At 42.5% G+C, this 22,668-nt stretch carries 18 protein-coding genes; 6 read left to right on the forward strand and 12 right to left on the reverse strand.

Annotated elements, in window-relative coordinates:
• Positions 1-189: 189 nt before the first annotated feature.
• Positions 190-558, forward strand: a complete 369-nt coding sequence (locus tag AC04NP_RS15135; RefSeq protein ID WP_482860626.1) for an acetyltransferase domain-containing protein — start codon at positions 190-192, stop codon at positions 556-558.
• 134 nt (positions 559-692) lie between these two features.
• Complete coding sequence (locus AC04NP_RS15140) at positions 693-1,199, forward strand: YHS domain-containing (seleno)protein (RefSeq protein WP_482860627.1); 507 nt, start codon at positions 693-695, stop codon at positions 1,197-1,199.
• A 415-nt stretch (positions 1,200-1,614) separates the two neighbouring features.
• On the opposite strand, the gene AC04NP_RS15145 is transcribed toward AC04NP_RS15140, so the two are convergent.
• The 3 genes from AC04NP_RS15145 to AC04NP_RS15155 are packed head-to-tail and all read right to left on the reverse strand — an operon-like array spanning position 1,615 to position 5,588.
• Positions 1,615-3,981 carry a discoidin domain-containing protein gene (locus tag AC04NP_RS15145; RefSeq protein ID WP_482860628.1) on the reverse strand — a complete coding sequence of 789 codons (2,367 nt, stop codon included), beginning with the start codon at positions 3,979-3,981 and terminating at the stop codon, positions 1,615-1,617.
• 4 nt (positions 3,982-3,985) lie between these two features.
• Positions 3,986-4,498, reverse strand: coding sequence for a hypothetical protein (locus AC04NP_RS15150; RefSeq protein ID WP_482860629.1), 513 nt, complete (start codon positions 4,496-4,498; stop codon positions 3,986-3,988).
• Positions 4,464-5,588 (reverse strand): SusC/RagA family TonB-linked outer membrane protein, encoded by a 1,125-nt coding sequence (locus AC04NP_RS15155; RefSeq protein ID WP_482860630.1) that lies wholly within the window; start codon positions 5,586-5,588, stop codon positions 4,464-4,466. The genes AC04NP_RS15150 and AC04NP_RS15155 overlap by 35 nt, the downstream gene beginning before the upstream one ends.
• 147 nt (positions 5,589-5,735) lie before the next feature.
• Here AC04NP_RS15155 and AC04NP_RS15160 point away from each other — a divergent pair, with 147 nt between their 5' ends.
• From AC04NP_RS15160 to AC04NP_RS15170, 3 genes are read left to right on the forward strand one after another with little or no spacing between them, the layout of a single operon-like run.
• Positions 5,736-6,758, forward strand: a complete 1,023-nt coding sequence (locus tag AC04NP_RS15160; protein ID WP_482860631.1) for a GntR family transcriptional regulator — start codon at positions 5,736-5,738, stop codon at positions 6,756-6,758.
• On the forward strand, positions 6,758-9,040 hold the full coding sequence (locus tag AC04NP_RS15165) for an FAD-dependent oxidoreductase (protein WP_482860632.1): 2,283 nt from the start codon (positions 6,758-6,760) through the stop codon (positions 9,038-9,040). Before AC04NP_RS15160 ends, AC04NP_RS15165 begins: the two co-directional genes overlap by 1 nt.
• 16 nt (positions 9,041-9,056) lie before the next feature.
• Positions 9,057-10,715, forward strand: a complete 1,659-nt coding sequence (locus tag AC04NP_RS15170) for a sodium:solute symporter family protein (RefSeq protein WP_482860633.1) — start codon at positions 9,057-9,059, stop codon at positions 10,713-10,715.
• A 71-nt stretch (positions 10,716-10,786) separates the two neighbouring features.
• On the opposite strand, the gene AC04NP_RS15175 is transcribed toward AC04NP_RS15170, so the two are convergent.
• From AC04NP_RS15175 to AC04NP_RS15210, 8 genes are all read right to left on the reverse strand, one after another.
• Positions 10,787-11,176 carry a hypothetical protein gene (locus tag AC04NP_RS15175; protein ID WP_482860634.1) on the reverse strand — a complete coding sequence of 130 codons (390 nt, stop codon included), beginning with the start codon at positions 11,174-11,176 and terminating at the stop codon, positions 10,787-10,789.
• A gap of 52 nt (positions 11,177-11,228) precedes the next feature.
• Positions 11,229-11,483 carry a hypothetical protein gene (locus AC04NP_RS15180; RefSeq protein WP_482860635.1) on the reverse strand — a complete coding sequence of 85 codons (255 nt, stop codon included), beginning with the start codon at positions 11,481-11,483 and terminating at the stop codon, positions 11,229-11,231.
• 19 nt (positions 11,484-11,502) lie between these two features.
• Entirely contained in the window at positions 11,503-12,486 is a 984-nt protein-coding gene (locus AC04NP_RS15185; RefSeq protein ID WP_482860637.1) for a DnaJ C-terminal domain-containing protein, read from the reverse strand.
• 299 nt (positions 12,487-12,785) lie between these two features.
• Positions 12,786-13,232 carry an Hsp20/alpha crystallin family protein gene (locus tag AC04NP_RS15190; protein ID WP_482860638.1) on the reverse strand — a complete coding sequence of 149 codons (447 nt, stop codon included), beginning with the start codon at positions 13,230-13,232 and terminating at the stop codon, positions 12,786-12,788.
• Positions 13,233-13,672: 440 nt separating this feature from the next.
• On the reverse strand, positions 13,673-14,410 hold the full coding sequence (locus AC04NP_RS15195; RefSeq protein WP_482860639.1) for a PKD domain-containing protein: 738 nt from the start codon (positions 14,408-14,410) through the stop codon (positions 13,673-13,675).
• A gap of 187 nt (positions 14,411-14,597) precedes the next feature.
• Complete coding sequence (locus AC04NP_RS15200; RefSeq protein ID WP_482860640.1) at positions 14,598-17,192, reverse strand: ABC transporter permease; 2,595 nt, start codon at positions 17,190-17,192, stop codon at positions 14,598-14,600.
• On the reverse strand, positions 17,192-17,518 hold the full coding sequence (locus AC04NP_RS15205) for a PadR family transcriptional regulator (protein ID WP_482860641.1): 327 nt from the start codon (positions 17,516-17,518) through the stop codon (positions 17,192-17,194). The genes AC04NP_RS15200 and AC04NP_RS15205 overlap by 1 nt, the downstream gene beginning before the upstream one ends.
• Before the next feature lie 763 nt (positions 17,519-18,281).
• Positions 18,282-18,449 (reverse strand): hypothetical protein, encoded by a 168-nt coding sequence (locus AC04NP_RS15210; protein WP_482860642.1) that lies wholly within the window; start codon positions 18,447-18,449, stop codon positions 18,282-18,284.
• A 587-nt stretch (positions 18,450-19,036) separates the two neighbouring features.
• Between AC04NP_RS15210 and AC04NP_RS15215 the strand changes: the two genes are divergently transcribed.
• A complete protein-coding gene (locus tag AC04NP_RS15215; protein ID WP_482860643.1) occupies positions 19,037-20,485 on the forward strand; it encodes an ArnT family glycosyltransferase in 1,449 nt (482 codons plus the stop codon).
• On the opposite strand, the gene AC04NP_RS15220 is transcribed toward AC04NP_RS15215, so the two are convergent.
• Complete coding sequence (locus AC04NP_RS15220) at positions 20,486-22,651, reverse strand: DUF5916 domain-containing protein (protein ID WP_482860644.1); 2,166 nt, start codon at positions 22,649-22,651, stop codon at positions 20,486-20,488.
• Positions 22,652-22,668 lie beyond the last annotated feature (17 nt).

A 22,668-nucleotide genomic window follows, 5' to 3' on the forward strand; every position in this document is an offset into this window, starting at 1 on the left:
CGCAGTATTGTAGTATAAAATGTTCATTACGAGCGTATTTTAAAAATCGATCACATTTTTTAATGGTGCTAAAATTTTGATTTTTTATCCATTGTTTACCTCTTGTATACTTGATAATCCATCCTCTCCCTGTTGCCGGCCGTATCAATGACAAGAAATTTTACCCATTACGGGCAGCCAACAAAGTCAATGAATACCAACTTAACCCTAAAACCCCGCATAGCTTCGGTCGATATGCTGCGCGGCCTGGTAATGATCATCATGGCCCTGGACCATGTGCGTCATTTTTTTGGTCCTGAGGTTTACGAACCGGAAAATCTGGCGTTCACTTCAGGGCCTTTGTTTTTTACCCGCTGGATCACACACTATTGTGCGCCAGTGTTTCTGTTCCTGGCCGGAACAAGCGCATTTCTGTACCGTCAAAACACAAAGTGCGCTACCGGGCATCTAAGTAAGTTCCTGTTTACCAGAGGCGTTTGGATCATATTCATTGAAATTTTAGGATGGAACCTGATCGTGCAATGGATTCCCTACCAGGCGCTGTTTTTGCAGGTATAATGGGCCATTGGCTGGTCGATGGTTATATTGTCTGCGCTGGTATACCTCCCCACCCGCTGGATATTGGCCATTGGGTTGTTGCTTATTTTCGGTCATAACGCACTAGATGGCATCAGAGCAGAAAACCTGGGGTTTTGGGAACCTTTCTGGGCCTTCTTGCACCAGTTTCACAGCGTGATGCTCCTGGATGTCCCTGTTGTATTTTTTTATCCGATCATCCCCTGGGCAGCATGGCGATGGGACAAACACAAAAAGCTGCACATTATAATCTTTCAGGTGAGCAGGTGGCCATCTCAGGTTATGACGCGGTGAGTTACTTTAAGGGAAAGCCGGCAAAGGGCAAATCACAGCACGAATTTGTCTACAATGGTGTTACCTACCAGTTTGCCAATGAAAGTAATTTAAAATTATTTGAGACAGATCCTGAAAAGTATGGACCGCAGTATGGCGGCTGGTGTGCTTATGCTATGGGGAAAACCGGAGAGAAAGTAGAAATCAACCCCAAAACCTACAAAATTGTCGATGAGAAGCTTTATCTGTTTTACAATAAATTTCTGACCAATACCCTGGAAACCTGGAATGAAGACGAAAAAAATCTAAAAGAAAAAGCCGATAAAAACTGGGCTCAACTCATCCAATAGGTGTATGACAGGGAAATTAGGGGGCAGGTTCATATCAGAAATTACATTAGGATACTCATTAATCAATTTTGATAACAAAATTGAGGAAATACAAACCGCCCCCTCCCAAACAAAATACAGATGGTCAATCTACAAACTACGGGACCTGCCAGAAATCAGTTAGTGGGTCATCTAATTGATCCCGTAACCATCTTTATAGTATCATTCCGGCAAAATGTTTTCAAAACCCATACCACTCACCGGTCAGATACTTGTTTTTATAAACAGATTCACTTTAAACCATCAGGTTATTGAGATCAAATATACCCGCTAGCTCACCTTGCTTAAAAAAAATTATACCAACACATCGATTTAAGCGACAGGGTATCTCCATGAACATATCAATGTGTTGTGTCTATTAACCAGCGGATTTGGTCTATGGAAACAGGGTGGTCGGTTGAATTGATTTCTTTCCGAGACTAATTGTTGCCTCCTTTTTAAAATAACCCAAACCATAGCTGACCCTAAGGGTATCATGCTTTTTAACTTGCAAAACATCATCGTCTGATTCATTTCTGCCCTTTTTCACTTTGATGCTCCCTGTAAAATACTGAGAATATTCGCCCTCCTCATCAAGTATTACCGGGGTTGTGTCTCCGGATGCAGCAACTATTTCTAATTTGATCTGATCCCGCTTTTTTTCATCAAAATTAAGGGGAGCTTTCAGGCGCACAGTGATTGTTTTTTTATCATTTCTCACAAGTGTGATCTCTGTATCTTGGTGAGCTAAATAGGCCATACTAGTGTTGAAAGCTGTATTGAATTGCACCCATCCTTCTGTCCAGCCCAAATTGCCAATTTCCGGATGATTAGGATAATGATTTGTTTTGGGAGCTCCGTCAAATACAAATCTTACGTCTTCAAGCAGTCCTACACCTCCGTGGTGGTATGAATACCAACCCAAATCCACGCCTTCAATTTCTGAAGGGCCATCATAGGAAAAATGCCTGCCGGTGGGATTTCTGCCAAATGCATTATCAAAATGTGACCAGACCAGTCTGTTAAGCGCATTGTTTATGTTGGTGTCTTTAATAACAGTCATTGCCGCCAGAGCGCAAGCAGGAAAACCCAGCACATTCCCCGGTTCATTCCACCCTGCAGGCGCCCAATCGCCATCATCGGTGTATTTTCTGAAATCCCACAGATTATCTGAACGTGCAATCATCACAGCCGCCCAGTCTTTCACTTTTTGATACAGTCCCTCAGGGGCCCGGAGCAGATATTGTCGGTAGAAATAGGCAAATGCCCTCATGGTAATATGCTCTGACATTCTTTGTCCTTTCGTAGTCATGGGATCGTTCCAATCAAGGTTGGCGATCATCCACTCCATCTGGCGGCAGGCAGCATCAAAGTATTTGTCTGCATCTGCTTCATTTTGTTTTTTTGCCACTTCATACATCATCAGATTGGGCATGATAGTATGCCCCGGTGGCAATTCTCCTTTCGTAGTTCCCAGCTTGGTCTTTAAAGATAACAGGTTGTGTTCCGGACTTTTATCATACTGGCTGGTCGACCATCCGGCTACGTCAGCTTTAGCCCATTTTTTTTTAAGATAGGCATAGACCATGTCAAAGTTTTGCTGGGGTAGCCATTGCTGCAAGTAAGGATACGCATATAAAAAATGTGCAAGTTCCGCCTTTTGATGCTCATGTTCGAGTTGTTGCGTTATTTTTACATCTACATCCCAATGAATCAGCTTGACAATGTCCGGTGCATTGTCATCATACGGTTCCAGGATCCCCCATTTGCCTTTATATTTATTTGAAAAAGAATCATTGCTTTGGTAGGATAGCTTTCTTTCCATGCGTATAAACGCTTCCGGGTTGGACAGGAATTGGGCAATTAAACTTTGCAGGGCCCAGTTAAAAAAATCGCCGTCTCTCCATGCCCATGATAATTGTCTGATTTTGTCTGTGGTTCCTGTGTAGTGCCTAGCGCCTGCCATGAAGTCGATCATGTTTCTGTAGGTGACACGTTCCAGCCAAAAAGGACCAATCCTGAATGGATAGGAAGAAAAGGTATCGATTAACACCACATACTCATCACTGGATAAAGGATTGAAATCTGTAAAGTCTCCGGCTTCCTGGTGCACCTTGCCAAAATGAACCGCTTTTCCGGTAGTTTGATTCCTTATTAAAAAAGGGGTATTATCCGGCACTCCCGGCGTTGTAAATCTTTTTGGTTTGTTGAGGTTGTAGCCACTTTGATTCACCAGTATTTTTTTTACCTCAATAGCAGTACTGTCAATATACTGATCACCAAAGATTTCCAATTCCCTTACTGCAACGGCCCCTTTCCCCTCCAAAGCCAACCTTATGCGGTCCGTTAACAGGGTCCTTTCAAAGGTTACAACCACCTCTGTTTGTTGATTATCCGGATTTTGGAATTGATTTTCCCACCGGCCGTTAAGAAATGTTTGAACGGCCAGATGCTGAACGGGCTGTGTGTCACCACCTTCCATAAAAATCCTGACTTCCCTGATTTCCGTAGCACCCGGTAGCACAACGGTTAGCCATTTCAGGGGCTCTGGGCTTTCGTTGAACCAAACCGTTTCCCTATTTCCATCAATTGCCCGGCCGGCAAAATCATTGCTCTGATTACCACTCGAAGAAGCCACGCCTGTGAGCGCCAGGTTATTTTGACCGGATAAAGACTGGCTGCATAGCAGCATAATTCCCATGACAGGCACCCGGATAAATTTCCTTCTAATTGACCCGGTGATAATTTGAAGTATTAACATCATAGCACTAATTGATTATATAATTATGTCCTTCAACTATATCAAACTGATAGGCATGCCGTACCATTGAAAAAGAAACTTCACTGTTGCTAGTAGTATCTGTAATCTCAGGGCTATTCCAGTCCGGATTATTTATGCGGATAATACTCAGTTTTTCTCCATCTTTTCCATAAAGCGTGGTCTCTATATTGGTATTGACCGGGTAAATCCTGGCCTTCAACCGATGATCGGTTTCCTCCATGACAATCCCGGTTCCACCGACAAAAAGCGGAATTTTATACATTGGAATTTCAAAGCTTTCCAATGTAAGAGGGCCTGTATATTTCTTGCCAGTGTCATAGTCAATCCATGTTCCTGTCGGTAAATAGACATCCCGGGTATTAGTTATTGCGTAATCATCACCACACAATGGACAAGCCATCAGCGCATCACCGATCAACCATTGGTAACTCCGACGTGTTGTGTCAGCCAGACCGTAGACTATACTATCTTCGGGATAAGCCAGCGGCAAGGGTGTCATGGTATATGGAAAACCGGTATGATAAGTTTTTATGGCATTCATTAATCTTCAGATCCGTGTTAAAGCGGCCATTGTATCGTTTGAAATTGAAATTTGGAATATTGCCATCCTGATCCATGTAGGATATGGAGGCGGAGATTTGCGCCTTTTCGGATCCTCCTGTGACAGCGAGACGGTGATATTGTTGAAATCCGTCTTCAGAGAATACCTCGTCTACCCAGTCGGTATCCGGACTTTCATCAGAACCGCGGGTAGCGATGTAATTGGCAATGAATGCACCGTCGTAAGTGTCCGGAATTGCTTTGTTGAGATTTTCAATGTAACCAGGCCCATCGAGAAATTCAAGATTCTGAGTAATCCGCTGCACACCAAAATAGTTATTGTAGTTTAACTTCAAATCGCCGGTTTTACCCCTTTTGGTGGTCATGATGATAACACCATTAGCCCCCCTGGATCCATAGATAGCGGCAGCGTCTTTGAGGATGGAGATGCTCTCAATATCATTAGGGTCGACCCCATTCATGTTATCGGGAATACCATCTACCAAAATCAGCGGATCCCTCTTACTGGCAGACCCCAAAGTTGTCATCCCACGAATTCGAATGGCGGCACCGTCATCACCTGGCTGGCCACTGGTTTGGGTTGCCACTAAACCGGGAGCAAGTCCCGCAAGCGCCTGGGAAGTTTGAAAGACAGGCTGACGCGCAATTTCCTGCCCGTCTATTTCCTCTACGGAGCCGGTTACATTAATTTTTTGCTGGGTTCCGTAACCTATAACTACTACCTCCTGGAGCGTTTCCAGGTCAGGCTGCAACTGAACAGTCACGTTAGATTGGAGGGTTACATCCAATTCCTCGGTCAGATAGCCTGCATAAGAGAAAACGAGCACGGTTTCGTCCGGCGCCATTTCAATTTTGAAATTACCATTTACATCTGTAATGGTCCCGTTGGTTGTTCCTTTTGCAAGCACATTAACGCCCGGAAGGCCTTCATTCGTTTCGCTTTTAACAGTACCACTGACTGTTCTGTTTTGTGCAGAGAGGCCGGTGGACACCAAAATGAATAATACCAGGGGGTGAACTTTTTTCATCTCATAGTCTTTAAGTTTATTAATTAAATGCCAGCCAACAAACTGGACTAATCTAATCTAGTATGGTCTAGTATTATATAGTCTGTTCTGATTTGGTTTGTAAATATGAGTATTATAATTTATTATTGCAAATAAAAAGTGCGGACTATGGAACCATACCTATTTGACTTCGATATAGAAAAGCACCCTTCAAGACCAAAATACCTGCAGTTGGCAGACGGTTTGCTGGCCGATATAGAAACAGGCAAGTTAAAGCTGAACCAGCCTTTACCTTCAGTCAACAAGCTTTCTAAAGAGTTGAGCATCAGCAGGGAAACTGTGTTCAAGGCATTAAATTTTTTAAGTGAAAGAGGCGTCATCAAATCCGCCAACCGTCAGGGCTATTTTGTTATCAACACCGATGTAAAACGCAAGGCCAGGATCTTTTTCCTGTTAGATAAGTTTACAACGTTTAAAGAAAAAATGTATCTGAGTTTTCAAAAAGCCATTGGTGATCAGGGCGACGTGGAGATTTTTTTTCATCATCATAATCTCAGCGTTTTCCGCTCATTGATTATTGACAATCTTCCCCATTACACTCATTTTGTTGTACTGACTTTTTTAAGGGAAGATGTCAAAGACATTCTGAACCTAATCCCTGCCAACAAAAGGTTGATTATAGACAGCTATGAGCCCAATCTTAACGGTGATTATCCCATGATTTATCAGGATTTCTCCAGGGATATCTACAATGCGATGGAAAAAGCGGGTGATCGACTTAAAAAATATAAAAGGTTGATATTGGTGGCTCCCGGTACCCTTTTTCATTCGGCATTGGTGGTTCAGGGGTTCCAAAAGTTTGCAAGGGATAGTGGCTTTCCCACCAAAGTGGTGCAAAATGTGAATGACGACGATTTTCATGTGGGGGATGTTTATCTGACATTATCAGGGTATGACCAGGAGTTAGTGGAAGTGATCAAGTTAAGCCGTTCCAAGGCCTATACCATAGGCAAGGACATAGGTATCATTTCATACAACGATACACCAGTGAAGGAAGTCCTGGAAGGTGGCATTACCGTTATCAATACAAGCTGGGAGTACATGGGCAGTAAAGCTGCCGAAATGCTTCTCAATCAGGAAACAAAAACCATGGCTAACCCGACACAGCTCATTTTCAGAAACTCATTGTAATGCTAAAAAATCCGAATCATGGTCCCCGTACGTCAAAACTTGAAAAATTAGACAGCGATCTTGTCGTTATTGGAGGGGGCATTGCAGGGGTATGCTGTGCCATCACGGCAGCCCGCAGGGGTATTCAAGTTATACTGGTTCAGGACCGGCCGGTGCTGGGTGGAAACGCCTCCAGTGAGGTGAGGTTATGGATTCTTGGCGCTACTTCCCATATGGGCAATAACAACCGTTGGGCCCGTGAAGGGGGTGTTATCGACGAGCTATTGGTTGAAAACATGTACCGGAACCCTGAAGGCAATACCTTGATTTTTGATACAATACTTTTGGAGAAAGTATGGCAGGAGCCAAAAATTACGCTGTTGCTTAACACTGCGGTATATAACACGATCAAATCGGGACCAACGCGCATTGCCGGCATTAATGCATTTTGCAGTCAAAACTCCACAGAATATGAGATAACCGCCCCTTTGTTTTGTGACGCTTCAGGAGACGGCATTGTTGCCTTTCAGGCCGGCGCAGCTTTTCGTATGGGCGCAGAATCCTCCGGCGAGTTCAACGAAGCCTTTGCACCGACTGAAGACTACGGTGAGTTGCTGGGTCACACCATGTACTTTATGACCAAAGACGTGGGTAAACCGGTAAGCTTCACCCCGCCTGCTTATGCCCTTCGTGATATTACCGAAATTCCGAGATACAGGCAATTTTCCACCCATGAGCATGGCTGCCAGCTATGGTGGATAGAATACGGCGGAAGGCTGGACACGGTACATGACACAGAAACAATAAAATGGGAACTCTGGAAGGTAATTTATGGTGTATGGGACTATATAAAGAACTCCGGTAAATTCCCTGAGGCAAATACTATGACCTTGGAATGGGTTGGGCAAATTCCTGGAAAAAGGGAAAGCCGCAGGTTTGAAGGTCACTATATTATTACCCAATCTGACATTGTCGAACAAAAACATTTTGAAGATGCTGTAAGTTTTGGTGGATGGGCCATAGATCTGCATCCTGCCGACGGGGTTTTCAGTGAAAAACCGGGTTGTAATCAATGGCATAGCAAAGGAGTTTATGAAATACCCTATCGTTCTATGATTATCAAAGAGATTGACAACTTATTTCTTGCCGGCAGGATATTAAGTGCCAGCCACGTAGCCTTTGGCTCCACCAGGGTAATGGCAACCAGTGGGCATAACGCACAGGCTGTCGGCATGGCAGCCGCCCTGGCTATTCAAAACAATTGGTTGCCTGCTGACTTGCTTGAATCCCGTAGGACAAAAATTTTGCAACAAGCACTGCTGAGTACCGGTCAGTATATTCCACATGTAGCTTATCACAATACATCGGATTTGTTAAACGAACCCTGCACCATCCTGGCTACCGATTGCCTGATTCTTTCCGAACTTCCGTTTGACGGGGTGTGGCTTCCATTGAAATACAGTGCCGCGCAGTTGCTTCCACTCAGCAAGGGGGCTGTACCTGAGTTTGAAATCGCCATCAATGCATTGGAAGAAACCGGTTTTGAGGTAAGTTTAAGAAAAAGCAGTAAACCGTTTAACTACACCCCGGATGTCATCCTTTCCACTAAAGACTACAAAATTAAACCCGGCGAGCAAAGACTAACATTACATTTCGATACTATTATGGAGGAAGATTGTTATGTGTTCCTTTGTTTTCACCAAAACCCCGATATCTCCATTCAGACAAGCCAGAGCCGGGTTACCGGAATAGTAAGTGTTTTCAACAAGCAAAACAAGGCTGTGTCAAATTTTGGCCGTCAGGCACCTGACCCGGAACTGGGCTTTGAAAGTTTTGAATTCTGGACCCCTGAACGCAGGCCCGGTGGTTTTAATTTTGCGATGAAAATTGCTCCCGGGCTGGATTGTTTCGGCGAAAATCAATTAACCAATGGATTTTTCAGACCCTACCTGCGCCCTAACGCCTGGGTAGCGGGGCTGCAGCGCCAAAAATCAGAAATCCTGGTCAGGTGGGATATGCCCCAACAGCTACAAACCATCGTATTAAGCTTTGATACAGACTGGGATCATCCCATGGAATCTTCACTGCTGGGCCATGAAGAAAATGTGATGCCATTTGTTATAAATAATTATCAGATCTTTGACGAAAAGGGTAACATGATCCACGATCAACTTAACAATCACCAAACCCGCAATGAAATCATATTCGAGAACGTAATTACTACTCATACACTGAAATTCCGGTTCCAAAGACCATCCAAAAATGTGCCCGTTTCACTTTTTGGTTTAAACATTTACAAATAAGTTCGAATCTCAATCTATGTCTACCCTGGATTATATGGTTATTGTCCTTTTCACCACGATGATTCTTGTAGTGGGTGTGGCTTTTTCCGGCTCAGGCAAAAACATGAAATCTTACTTTGCTGCCGGCGGCTCCCTGCCCTGGTGGCTCAGTGGCCTGTCATTGTTTATGAGTTTTTTCTCAGCCGGTACTTTTGTGGTGTGGGGTTCCATCGCTTATGAACACGGATGGGTAAGCATCACCCTCCAATGGATGATGGCGCTGAGCGGTTTCATCATAGGGTATTTTATTGCGCCCAAATGGCGGCAAACCAATAGCCTGACAGTGGGTGAATTTCTGGGAAGAAAATTCAATCCCTCCCTAAAAAAGCTCTATGGTTACATTTTCCTCGTATTGAGTTTTGTTACTACAGGTGCATTCTTATATCCTGTTGCTAAAATATTTAATGTTTCTACGGGTTTTTCAATTGAGTGGTCCATCTTGATATTAGGACTCTTAATCATCATTTATACTGCGGCCGGTGGTCTTTGGGCAGTAATAATTACTGATGTGTTACAGTTTGTAATTCTCTTTGCGGCAGTAGTCATCGTTGTACCTCTTGCCCTCCAAAAGATCGGTGGCTTTGCCTTTTTGATTAACCAGTCGCCGGAAGGTTTTTTTGCCATCACCAGTGGCGAATACTCATTTGGGTTTTTGGTGGCTTTTACATTTTACAATACATTTTTTATTGGTGGCAACTGGGCATACGTTCAGCGTTACACCAGTGTCGCTACGCCGGGTGAAGCCAGAAAAGTGGGTTTGTTGTTTGGCAGCTTGTATCTGATAAGTCCGGTATTGTGGATGCTGCCACCGATGATTTTCAGGGTGGCAGACGGAAGTTTAACCGGCCTGGAAAATGAAGGTGCATTTTTGTTGATGTGTAAAGCTGTTTTACCTGAAGGTTTACTTGGCCTAATGTTAGGCGGAATGATCTTTGCCACAGCCAGTTCAGTCAATACGACACTGAATATGTCTGCGGCCGTGTTTACCAACGATATATACAGGAAAATCCAAAAACAGGCAAAACAATCAACCATTATGAAGATCGCGAGGCTTTCAACAGTGGTATTCGGCGTTATCACAATTGGTGTAGCCCTCGCCGTTCCGCACCTCGGGGGTATTGTGGAAGTAGTATTAACCGTGGGAGCTATCACAGGTGCCCCGTTATTCGGACCACCTATCTGGGCGTTATTCTCTGATCGCCAGACCCCGTTTTCGATCATTGCCACAACTTTGTTCAGCCTGGCAATCAATCTGTTTTTAAAATTCATCGCACCTCAACTGTTGAATTTATCCTTGAACAGGGCCTGGGAAATGCTGACAGGTGTTTTTATTCCGGTCATTATTTTAATGGCTTTCGAAGCATATTACCGCGCTTTCAAATCCCGGATGCATCCTTTTCCTGCCGTTGGTGAGATTCAGGATACACGACTGACAGAAACGGTTAAAGCTGATACACGAAATCAAAACATGTTTGCCATTAGGGTGTTGGCGGCTGGCCTTTTGTCGACGGGATTTTTAATAGGCGTGCTAGGGATATTGGGTACATCCGGACGTGTTTTCGTATTGGTAGTGGGAATGGCGATATTCCTGGCCGGAGGCTTTCTGATAGCCAAGGTAACTGACCATAGTACCTAGTATTTTCCGGAGAAATTCAAGGGCCAAGACATAGACAAAATTTGCTGCCTAACGCCTGAGAAAATTTCTGATCAACTCCATTTGCAGTTGGCAAACATCCGGTTGTCCGATGCACCATTGATAAGCACAAGTGTATAGGCCAGCTTTGAAAGCTTCCAGTCCCGGATCACCGTATGGCGCTCATCGTCTGCTACGTAAATGGTTCTGAAGTGTTCACGAATTGGCAGCCCGTTCATATCACAAATTTTCATAGCCCGCTCGACAGCAAGGTATATTTCTTCATCGCGTTGAAAGCCCATGTCGTACAATGAGGTAGCCGTAAGGTATAATTCATGATCGATGAGCGCTTCCTCAAAAGCTTGTATCAACCGGCTCTTGTCGTACCGGGAGAATTCTGTTATCTGGTTAATCATCATGGTATGATCCTGGCTAAATCTTTCAAAATTTACATTTTTACACATTTTTACGGACGGCCACACAGTTTTAACGCGTAACCGGTGGTCTTTCCGAAGGTCATTCTACTTCAATCCAATAGGAGGTTTTCCAGTTCTTATATTTCTTTTTAAGACTTTTGTACCGGAATGCCAGCACCACCATCAACAGTCCGTTAAACAGAAGAAATCCTGCCACCAAAAAGGCCAGCAACTCCGGATAGATAATTATCAGAATGGCCAACAAAATAAAATTAAGTCCCATGAGCAAAAACATCCACCATGGGGTTGTGAAAAAATTAGTAAATCTATCGTAGTAATCGGTTGTAGTAAACATGTGCTAATTATTTTTAAAGTTATCCCGCATATTGTTTTTGAAAGCTGTCCCTCAGCCTTTTTACCAGTTCTTTTTGCCGGTCGCTCAGTCGTTCCGGCATCTTTACATCCAGTTTTACGTAAAGGTCGCCGTAAACAGATTTGCCATACACCGGCATTCCCTTACCTCTCAACCTTAATTGCTTACCGTTTTGGGTGCCTTCGGGAATTGTAACGATCAACTTGCCTGAAAGCGTAACAATCTCCTGTTTTCCACCTAAAAGGGCCTTAAACATATCAACAGGAACAGACATGTAAAGATCGTCCCCTTTTCTTTCATAAGCCTGACTGGGTTGTACACTTATATTCAGATAAAGGTTACCGGATTTACCTGAAGTACCCTTGTGGCCCTTGCCTTTGACACGTAGCTTCAATCCTTCGTAAGCGCCTGATTTAACCTTTACCCGGATCTTTTCATCACCAAGATCAATGATGCGTTCGGTACCTTTGTAAGCCTCTTGCAACGAAATGGTGATGTCACCTGACAGGTCTTGTCCCGGAACATCACCACCGAAGCTATCGAAGCCCTGTCCAAATCCTCCTGATGACCGTCTTCCTCCACCTCCAAAAAATGCTTCGAAAAAGTCTGAAAACCCACTTCCTCCAAAAAACTCCGAAGGATCGCCTTCAAACTCATAATGGTACTGACCGCCTTCCGGCCTACCCCTGTAAAACCCTCCCCGTGATCCACCAAATGGTCCGCCTTGGTGCTGCGAGGGATCAAAACCTGCGTCTTTATATTGTTTCCAGTTAGCGCCTAACTGGTCATACAACTTCCTGTTTTCAGGTTTACTTAACACTTCGTATGCCTCGCTTATCTCTTTAAACTTCTCCTCTGCCGTTTTATCATCGGGGTTTTTGTCAGGATGATATTTCACCGCCAGCTTCCTGTAAGCCTTTTTTATATCCTCCTGGCTCGCCTTTTTATCGACTCCTAAAATTTGATAATAATCCTTATAGTCCATTACTGACCCACATTTGAAAAAATGTCAAATACACTTTTTCATTAAAAAATAATCATTCACCGTATCTACCAATCACCCCCTCAGACAGGCGTTTATCTCTACAAGCTACTTACCCGCTTGAAACGCATTTATAAAAGCCTTATAAATTACAACTGGTCAAACAACAATAGCTCATATCTTCCCATCTTTTTCCCCGGGTATATAATTGAAAGTAACTTTAACCTCTTGGCAACCTTTAAAACCTTACTTAAATGGTGAAAAGATTAATGAGAAGGGCCTCAATGCAGCCCTTCCCCAGCTTAATTGATGCTGATTTTCTTTACCGGTTTTGGTATTGCCTCATCTCTTTTGGGAATAGAAAGTGTCAAAATACCATTGTCATATTTTGCACTGATTTGTTCACCATTCGCTGATTCCGGCAAGGTAAAAGACCGTTGAAATGAGTGATAGGCAAACTCTCTTTTTGTGTACTTTTCGGCTTCCTCACTTTTTTCAGTCTTTTTTTCTGAAGATATGGTTAACTGATTATGATCCAGTTGCACATTGAAATCTTCTTTTTCCATACCCGGAGCTGCCACCTCGATCGTAAATCCATGCTCGTCTTCCTTTACATTTACCTTCGGAAGTGTAGAGTTGGTCGATGAATAATTGTTTCGCCTCCAATCGCCTAACTCAGTATTGAAGAAATCGTCAAACAGACTGCTGAATGACGGAAAAAAATTCGAATTTGCTCTGATAAGCGTCATAGTTTTAGCTGTTTAATCAGTGAAACATAAGTTAATTTTTCTCTCGATGTAATAGCATCAAATAACATTCCACTCACTTTTTGGGGGATTAAAGGCGACATTTTGTCAAAAAAATCCAGTTGGCCTTGCCAGAATGACACAATCAATAGGTTGTCTGTCACCCGCTAAATACCCCCGCCCCTGACAAACCATTAGCATAACAATTATTTTCTTGTTAAGTTAAGATCTCATCCAAAAAAGTCGGGCAATTACCAGCAAGCAGCCTGTGCTGGCTTGAGTAATTAAGTAATAAGAGACACCAAGAATTTTGTCCAAAACGTTGTGCAACACCCATGGGACGCTTGCGCCATGCTTGCTATAAACAAGCTGTGCAATAGCCACTGAACGCCAGCGCTATCAGAATAGACGAATCAGGTATGATCTCAGGAACTTTAGAACAATTATTTACCTATGACTATTTCCCATACAATTAATTCACCTTTATAATCCAGTACGCCATAGTTTGCTTTATCATCATCCGAAATAATCCCATCCCCGTTCAAATCCCCCAATCTGAAATCGCCCGGCTTTGGGTTGCCTGGCTGAAACGGGGCCCCGTCTATTTCCCCCTGATTTTGGAACACCCCCACTATAACAAAGTTGTCTTTGATATTGCTTAAACCATCTTTGGTGACCACCATAAAGTACTGATTGGTCTCCAAATCATTGAACACCACCTTACCATTTTCATCACTTGTAACCGTAAAATCCGGTTTTCCACCATCAAACGAGCTTTGACTGCTGTATAGATCGACCTTGGCACCTTCGACTACTGCCAGGGTTGAGTTTTCCTGTGTCCAGCTTGTACCATCAACGATAGTAAGTTCTGCTGACTTTACCACGGGCTCAACGGTGATGGTTTCTGTAGCGGCATCTACCACATCATCGGTCGTCAAATCTCCATCCGTATTTGTATCACTTCCCGAAAGTAGCGTAACGGTGTAGCTCCCGCCTTCCGTGTAGGTATGTACCGGTTCCGTCTCAGTAGAGAAGGTGCCATCGCCGAAACTCCATGCATAGATAGCAGCATTTTTGGAGCAGTTTGTAAAGGTTACAAGGTTTAGAGATTGAGTACAAATACTCGATTGGCTGAAATTAATAGATATTGTTATGGGGTATGATCCGCAAATTGTTATCAATCTTACTGATGTAATATTTCCGGTGCCAGAACATTTCCCGTGCCCGGCAATTTTTTTTATGTTATGCTCATGATGGAAACCAGTCCCTCCCCCCTTATTGTTTTCTTTTTCGCATAAGGCCATCTTATGATTGTGGAAAGACCGGAAGAATTTTCACACTGTCCTTTGGGAGAAGGGGTCTCATGGATCACTCATCTTTCAGACAGTCAGTGGGGTTGATCCTGGCAGCTTTTACCGTTTGCAATCCTACTGTAAACCAGGCGATCAGCAATGCAATCGATCCTGCACCCATAAAAAACCACCATTTCAGACCTATTCGGTAAGCAAAGCTTTCCAACCACCATGTAGCGATGAAATAGCTGAGAGGTAAGGCAATCAAGATCGCTAAAAGTACCATTTTGGTAAAGTCGCCGGATAAAAGATGAACAATTCTAAACTCACTGGAGCCTAAAATTTTTCTGATTCCTATCTCCTTGAGCCTTCTTTCAGTAGTGAAAGCTGCAAGGCCAAACAGGCCAAGACAAGAGATAAGAATGGCGATTCCAGTAAAATATTCAGCTAAAGTTGAGACACGTTGTTCAACAACATACAGCGCTTGATAGTCATCATCGAGGAAACGATAATCGAAGATGAATCCCTGATTATAGGTTTCATAAAAATTTCGAAGTCCCTCGAGTGTTTCTTTCTCCTTGCCTGCTTCTATTTTGACCATTATTTTATTTATGCCATGGGGTAATAGCACGAAAAACAGTGGCTTTAATTCCTCATGAAAGGACTCAAAATGAAAGTTTTTTGCTACACCTATAATTTCCTTCTTACCCATAAAAAGATTGACAGTGCTGCCAATAGGATTCTTAAGCCCCATAGCTTCTATAGCTGCTTCGTTAAAAATAATCTTTTCACTTTCGGCCCCAAAATCTCTTGAAAAAGATCGCCCTTCCTTGATCTCCACCCCAATCATTTCAATAAAATCATAACCTACACCGGCAATTTGAAAAGTGGTTTTATCGTCAGGGCTTCTGCCCTCCCATTCCATCCCTTGCATGGACCAATTGTGTTTAATCATACTATGCGAAGTCGCGGCGGCATTGATAACGCCTGGGATCTTTTTAGCTTCAGATAAAAAGGTATCGGTATTCGCTTTTAGCCTTCCTTCAATATCAAACCAGATTACATTTTCTCTATCATATCCAAAACTTTGTCGCTGGACGAACTCAATTTGTCTATGTACAACCCAAACACTGACAATAAGTATGATAGAAATCGTAAATTGAAAAACTACCAGTCCTTGTCTCGTCCAGAATTCCCAAACAGACGCATTTAATTTCCCTTTCAATATCCCGAGCGGTTTAAAACCCGACAGATACAATGCGGGGTAACTGCCGGCGATTACCCCCGAGCAAAATGCGATGAGAAGGGCTGATACAATCAGCTTTTGTTCCAAACCAAAGGTCAACTCCTTCCCTGTAATTTGATTAAAATGTGGCAAAAAAAGGATGACAACCAACATTGCCAAAATCAATGAGAAAAAAGCCATTAATATGGATTCTCCCATGTATTGAAAAATAAGAGTTTTTCGACCTGCTCCGACAACCTTTTTTATGCCAATTTCTTTTAATCTTCGTGATGCCCTTGCAGTAGATAAATTCATGAAATTGATACAAGCAATCAGCAAGATGGAAATAGCAATAAAAGAAAACAATCTAACGTATTCAATCCTTCCCCCGGTTTGAACACCATTTTCGTAGGTGCCGTGCAGATAATGATGCGAATAACGTTGTAGAAATGGCATACGACTGTTATTTTCGTCATGCTTGACCTTTTTTATAAAACCCCTGAGTTTATCGTTGAACTGCTGAATATCGGTTCCTTCTTTCAAGACCAGATAGACAAGTGGCCCTGCACTTCCCCAACTTGTGACCCAAGGTCTGGTTTCCTTTAAAATCTCAAATGATAAGACAAAATCAAATTGTGTAGAGGAATAGTGGGGTATTCCTTTAAAGACACCTGAAACCATGAATTCCTGCTCATGTTGAAATGCTACTACCTTGCCTATGATACCTTCTATGGTGTTAAATAGTTTCATTGCCAACTTCTCTGATATAACGATGGAATTTTTATCAGATAAAACTTCATTTTTATTGCCATAAATAAGTGGATAAGAAAAGATGTTGAAATAGTCTTTACCGACGTACTGTCCGGCCGCTTTTATATTTTTCTCTCCAACCGAAAGACTGAGTCTGCTAAACCCATACCAGGAAGACGGAGCAACGGCAGTGGAATATTCAACCTCGGGCATTTCTTCAATTAAGGCTTCGGCCATTGGGCCAGAAGTGGCAAATTCGGTACGAATACCTCCATCTGCCTCCCAATTTTCCATCACCTGATATAGCCATGCATCCTTTTCATGAAACTTATCGACATGAAGTTCGTGGTTAACCCATAAATAAATCAATAAAGCACAGGCTATTCCACAAGATAGCCCAACAAGGTTAATGAAAAATGAAGTTTTGTAACGTTTAAAGGTTCGGTAAGTCAGCAGGAAGTTATGACGAAACATAGCTGTAGGGCTGATGTATTGATCTCTGTTAAATGATTTAATAAACTCTGGTCTGAAATACAGAATGACATTCCAGGTAAACTTCCATTTGGCCCTGGCCGGAGATTGCTTATAGTACTTATCATAAAGCTCCATAAGATCCCCTTCGACCTCTTCGAGGTAGTCCTCGCGACAAAACCAGCGCAGGAATTCCAGGGCATATTTTGGTGGATGGGGTTTCATCAGCCAAAAGAAATTTTGGGAATTTGCTGGTAAATGCTGGTCCGAAGTGCATATTGGTGATCAAGCACTCTTTTTCCCAAAGCAGTGATGACGTAAAACTTCTTTCTCCTTCCCCCCCGCTCTTTGGTGATGCCACCATATCCGGACGTGACAAAACCTTTATGCTCCATGCGCTTGAGTGCCACATGAATCGCGCTGATATTGATCTTTTTGCCTAATTTCTCTTCCAGGTTTTCGAGTATCAAAACCCCATAGGCTTTGTCATGAAATGCGGCTACCATGAGTAGCACCAGTTCCTCAAATTCTCCCAATGAATGTTTAATCATGAGCTAGTAATTTATTTAACAATCGTGAATATAATTTATTTATTTCACTTTTGCTAAGTAAATTAAAATTTTTGCCGGTTAAAGGTAACCGGTAGCCTTCCTACCTATACAACCTGCGCAGAGTTCCTGATATTTTCCCGCCAAAAGACTGAATGCGAAGATCGCCCGAACCAGCACTTCCAACATGCACATTTTTAGCAACGTAGTCAAGCGTATACGCCCCCGGAATTATCCTGCATGGTTAGGTTACCCCTGACAGCATCTGCCCGGATGTCACAGTGAAGGATGCGAGGTCATCTGCCGGCAATCGAAAGGTAGTGTTGCCATTGCAGCCTCTGTAAAAAAGAAATTTGTAGTCTTTGGTACCTGTTTCAGTAAGCAGCAGTTCTTTGGACTAGCCATAAGACTGGTGTGGTGTGTATGTAAAGGTGTGTTTTATCTACTTATCTCCGTAAACAAAAATTACACGCAATAGGCGTCAGAATAGTTATTAGCTCCTTGGTAAATCAAATTGGTGGATAATGCTGGGGTTTTATAATAATGACGTCACGGCTTCAAAGATTTGTCTATAAAATTTCATGAAATGTGTTTATTTTCGTGGAAACCGTTACTACTGCAACTTTTATAACCGTACCGATGGTTAATTTTCAATCCTCATGAGTGACTATCCAAAATCCCTTAGGCATGTAGTGGCATGCATAAGTACAAAAAACTGAATACTGCTTTTGTGATAGTAACTCATCAACCCTGTAAATACATTGAGTTATGAGCTTAATGCCCTTAGTCTTTGCATAAACAGGTCAGCCTGCTTTTTGGTTTTTATGGCTTCACTTAAGGACGTGGTGGTACTTGTAGTTTTAACATTTAACTTACCACTACCGGAAAAACGGGCTTTGATCTCTTCAATCTTTTTTAACACATTTTTGTTCATAATCATCTATTTTTTGAACCAATTAAGCTGGTATTATTTTAAAAGTATATACAAATATAAGTTTTTAATTTTATTTTTTAACTTAAATATAAAATAATGATAGAGTTCACTGAGATTTATTTTTTCTCCCTTATTGATGGCGCGAGGAATTGTCGTGATATCAATTACCGTTTTTTAAATCACTGACAAATTGGCTTAGCGTCAAGTCGCTGGAAACATTGTTAAATTCATAACAGTTTTCAAGATTTATCCGAATATTCAGGGCCATTATGTAAATACAGCATTAAATAGTTATTTCATCTATGCTGGGGGAACTAAAATCTGGGAAGTAAGTATGGAGGAGTGACAAATATGCAAATATTTTGGATTTACTTCTTATCTACCGGCAACTTTCTTTAAATGCTTGGGGAGTTGAAAAATTCTTTATCAAAATTTTACATGAAAAACACAAATAGTAATTGATTATTTGCTTTTTTTGGGGAAAAATTTAATATGAAGTACCGGGCCCACTTATCCGGGTGATATTATTGAATCCATATGTTCAATATTTTTTCGTCCTTCTGTAAATTGTTATTGCCTCAATCCATATGTCATTGATAAACCAGGAAAAAATTATCCAATTATTTCTACTGCTCAAAAAAACAATTGTAAAGTCCAATCTCTGGCTTTTAGGTCTACTGATCATTAACGCCATTGTATTTGTTTGCATAGAATTCCTGGCAACCAGGCATGCAGGCAAGCTGCTGGATTTTGTAATTATAATAATTGCTGCAGGTGCGGCATTATATTTAGTATTCTCCAAAAACAGGCCCATAAAAATTAACAAAAAGTGGCCAAAATACATATTTCTGGGTGGTTTGGTGGTGAGGTTATTTCTTACGGTTCACGGTTTTTTTGACCGGCCCGAACCAACATCAGATTACAGAAGAAATGAAATATTAGCGAAGCAAATCTACTATGATCAGGACTATCTGGAAGTTTATGACCATATTGAATTCAGATCTTTCCGTCCTCCGGGTGCCCCACTGATCATTGCAACTTCCTATTTTTTCTTTGAGTCCGGGCACAACGCACATATCATGTATTCTATCATGTCCTTTTTGTTGTTGTACGTGACATTTTTAATCATGGCAAAGTCCTGGAATATTTTTTCTTTGCTTTATTTTGGTTTCATCGCTTTGTGTCCATCCATTGTATTTTTAGGCACTTTTGCCTCTTCACAATTACCCTTTTTTCTGGTGCTGAGTTTGACGATCCTCATCCTCGTCAATTTCAGGAACAGCTTCGTTCAACTTTTATTTTTAGGAATTCTGATGGGATTAGGATCACTCATCAGGCTTAATATGATCCTTTTTATGCCGGCGGTGTTTTTGTTTATTTTTGAAACGATGAACCATCAATTGTCCACAACGATTAAGCGTTTTGGGATGGTTTTACTATTTTGGGCGATGACTGTTGCACCGTGGACGATCAGAAACTACATAGTCCAAGGCGATTTCGTGCTGATTTCGACCAATGGTGGGGCTAATATGTTTGTGGCCAACGTCAGGCAGGATTATACAAGGGCGGGAGCCTATCAAGGTTACCCCGAGGGTATTAGTAAGGAATTTGCCAATGAAATTGAGTTTACGGACGGATTAAAGGCCAAAACATTTAATTTTATCAAAGAATATCCCATGGTCTATCTGAAAGGGTTCCCGTATAAGATGAAAAGGCTTTTAGGTATGGGCAATTGGTCAGTGGATTATTTCTTTGGATATTTGAAACACCCACCGCATGATATTTTTGCTAGTTTTATTAGAAAACTGGACTTTCTTCTCTCCTGGTTCATCTACTTGATTGGTTTCGTGTTTTTGTTCAAAGTGAAAGCCATGAAACCTACTGCCTTTTTTATACTTACCGGTTATCTGATATATGTATTGCTCGATCTGGCGCTTTTTGAGACGGGGCAGCGTTATCATTTTCCTTATCTCCTGTTTCCATGTTTTAGTGTGGTGTTGCACAAAATTCAGGAGTCCAATGCAGATGGAGTATGATTATATATTCCACCAGTAAGTCAGCTTAAGCACCAATGCCCTGTTTCTGACTTGTAGTGATTGAGGAAGATAATTATCTGTGTAGACGACAAACAGGTCGGAAGCAGGTTTGTAGCGCCACTGGAATCTTGCATTGATGTTCAGGTTATCTTGTTGCTCATTATATTGCACAAAGGTGGTCAGGAAAATTTTATTGGTAAAAGTCATGTCTATTCTTGGACCTACCAGCCAGAAATCCGCATTCTCATAGGGATCCGGCAGGCGAATGCTGTTGTAGGAAAAATCCAGGGTGAGATTACCAAAGGGCTGGATACGGTAGCCGGCTGCCCCACTAGCATTAAAACGGCTACCGTCAAAATATCCGCCCTGTGTAATCTCTAAAGAATAAGTAAATAAGTTACCTGGTGTGGACTCGTAAGCAAGACCTGCTGTATGCCACTGATAGGAGGTACCGGCAGGCAACTCCTCTCCTCCGGAGTTGGTCGGGTCGAAATCATCAATGAGTGTAATGAAATCATCTCTTATCCAAAAAGTTGCCTCACTCCGGTTAATAAAATTTATATTGTATTCTAAAAAGGACGTTCTGTCCAGAAAGTCGAAGGATTGATCGAAGAATAAAGTCGACCGGATGGCAGGCCCGTGGGTAATAACCCTGCGCGAGTCCGGAAAAAACCTGTAAGCTACCTCCGGATTTAACTTAATGTACCCTCTTCGGGGCACAAACCCCACTTCAGGGTTAAAATTTTCCCCCACCATCTCATGCTGCCATTCTACGTTGATATTTCTGGAGTTGTACTCCAGATTAACTCCATGGGCAAAATCATCCGATCTGGTATCTTCGCTGAATGTCTTATGCAGCAAAAATTTCCCTTTCCAAAGATTATCCGGAGAAGCAAGGTTGTATTCCAATGCTGCGAGGCGGTTGTACCTGGAAAAGGCGGTTGTATCGTTTTCAGGATCGTAATTTACCGCCTGCTTGTTGATGATCATAGCAGAGATGTTTGACCTTGAAAACACCTGTCTTTGCAAGGATATGACTGAAAAATTCTGTGCTGGTAAAGCCACACTATCTACTTTACCGGTTTGAATATCCATGACCCCGATGCGCCAATCCTTGTTGATTTTACCGCTCAGGCGCACTCCGGCATGTATGGGGCTTTCCAATCCTATTCTTCGGCTGAAAAAAGGGCGCATGGAGGTAAAGCCAAAATTGGCGAAAAGGTCACTATTCTCTATAAAAAACTGCCTTCTTTCGGGAAAAAACAGCTCAAAACGGCTCAAATTGGTAACCTGCCGGTCAACTTCAACCTGCGAGAAATCAGGATTGACTGTGAGGTCGAGGTTTAAACTGGTGGTAACGGCCAGTTTAGCATCCAGGCCCATATCGAAATCATGGGCTGTGCCCGATTGTGACTCAAAATCCTTTTGCGCTCCTGCTGAGAGGTAAGGTATTACTGACACGTTGGAGTTGACTTCAGGAGGCGGCTCATCCCACTGAAGAATTCCTGTGTAGGCCAATTGGGCGGTGGGAAACTGCCTGGGCACCGGTGCCCAACTGGACTTTTCATTTAATTTCAGGTCCAGCCTGCTGAAATTGATGCCCCATTGTGTTATGCCTTTTTTATACCGGATGGTTTTGAATGGTATGCTTGCCTCGAACACCCAGCGGTCATCATAATTCCTGACCATTGAAACCCATTTGTTATCCCAACTCAAATCAACCCTGCTGCCGTCATACATCAAACCATCCCACTGGGCCCCGGCAGCGTTTGAACCAAAGCTAAACCCATTGGTCTGATCATCGAATGGATCCATAAACAGCAGGAAATTGTCATTTTTCCCAAAGCTAAAATCCCTGCGCATAGACTCTACGGTAACCCTGCCTGAAAGGGTGTCAAAACAAATAACTCCAAGATAGATGTTAGTTGCATCGTAGGTCATTCTTACCTCTGTACGGCTCACCGACCGGCTTGTGTCCATCGGCAGTACCATGAAAAAATCCTTCGCTGCCTGCGCAGTTTGCCAGTCGGGCTCGTTTAGCTGTCCGTCTATCATGATGGGTTCCTTCGCTTTTTTGATATGAATAACATACGATCCATTGATTTTTTGCCCATACAGGGTCCAGCTAAACAGCCCAAAAGCCAATATCAATCCTGTTTTTTTCAAATTCTAATTTTTCCAGC

This window comes from Agaribacillus sp. DX54 (genome assembly GCF_056858335.1).

Coding starts and splice junctions, on each gene's coding strand:
- AC04NP_RS15135 (WP_482860626.1), top strand. CDS start 190: ATGAATACCAACTTAACCCTAAAACCCCGCATAGCTTCGGTCGATATG.
- AC04NP_RS15145 (WP_482860628.1), bottom strand. CDS start 3,981: ATGATGTTAATACTTCAAATTATCACCGGGTCAATTAGAAGGAAATTT.
- AC04NP_RS15150 (WP_482860629.1), bottom strand. CDS start 4,498: ATGACACCCTTGCCGCTGGCTTATCCCGAAGATAGTATAGTCTACGGT.
- AC04NP_RS15155 (WP_482860630.1), bottom strand. CDS start 5,588: ATGAAAAAAGTTCACCCCCTGGTATTATTCATTTTGGTGTCCACCGGC.
- AC04NP_RS15160 (WP_482860631.1), top strand. CDS start 5,736: ATGGAACCATACCTATTTGACTTCGATATAGAAAAGCACCCTTCAAGA.
- AC04NP_RS15165 (WP_482860632.1), top strand. CDS start 6,758: ATGCTAAAAAATCCGAATCATGGTCCCCGTACGTCAAAACTTGAAAAA.
- AC04NP_RS15170 (WP_482860633.1), top strand. CDS start 9,057: ATGTCTACCCTGGATTATATGGTTATTGTCCTTTTCACCACGATGATT.
- AC04NP_RS15175 (WP_482860634.1), bottom strand. CDS start 11,176: ATGTGTAAAAATGTAAATTTTGAAAGATTTAGCCAGGATCATACCATG.
- AC04NP_RS15180 (WP_482860635.1), bottom strand. CDS start 11,483: ATGTTTACTACAACCGATTACTACGATAGATTTACTAATTTTTTCACA.
- AC04NP_RS15185 (WP_482860637.1), bottom strand. CDS start 12,486: ATGGACTATAAGGATTATTATCAAATTTTAGGAGTCGATAAAAAGGCG.
- AC04NP_RS15190 (WP_482860638.1), bottom strand. CDS start 13,232: ATGACGCTTATCAGAGCAAATTCGAATTTTTTTCCGTCATTCAGCAGT.
- AC04NP_RS15200 (WP_482860640.1), bottom strand. CDS start 17,192: ATGAAACCCCATCCACCAAAATATGCCCTGGAATTCCTGCGCTGGTTT.
- AC04NP_RS15205 (WP_482860641.1), bottom strand. CDS start 17,518: ATGATTAAACATTCATTGGGAGAATTTGAGGAACTGGTGCTACTCATG.
- AC04NP_RS15210 (WP_482860642.1), bottom strand. CDS start 18,449: ATGAACAAAAATGTGTTAAAAAAGATTGAAGAGATCAAAGCCCGTTTT.
- AC04NP_RS15215 (WP_482860643.1), top strand. CDS start 19,037: ATGTCATTGATAAACCAGGAAAAAATTATCCAATTATTTCTACTGCTC.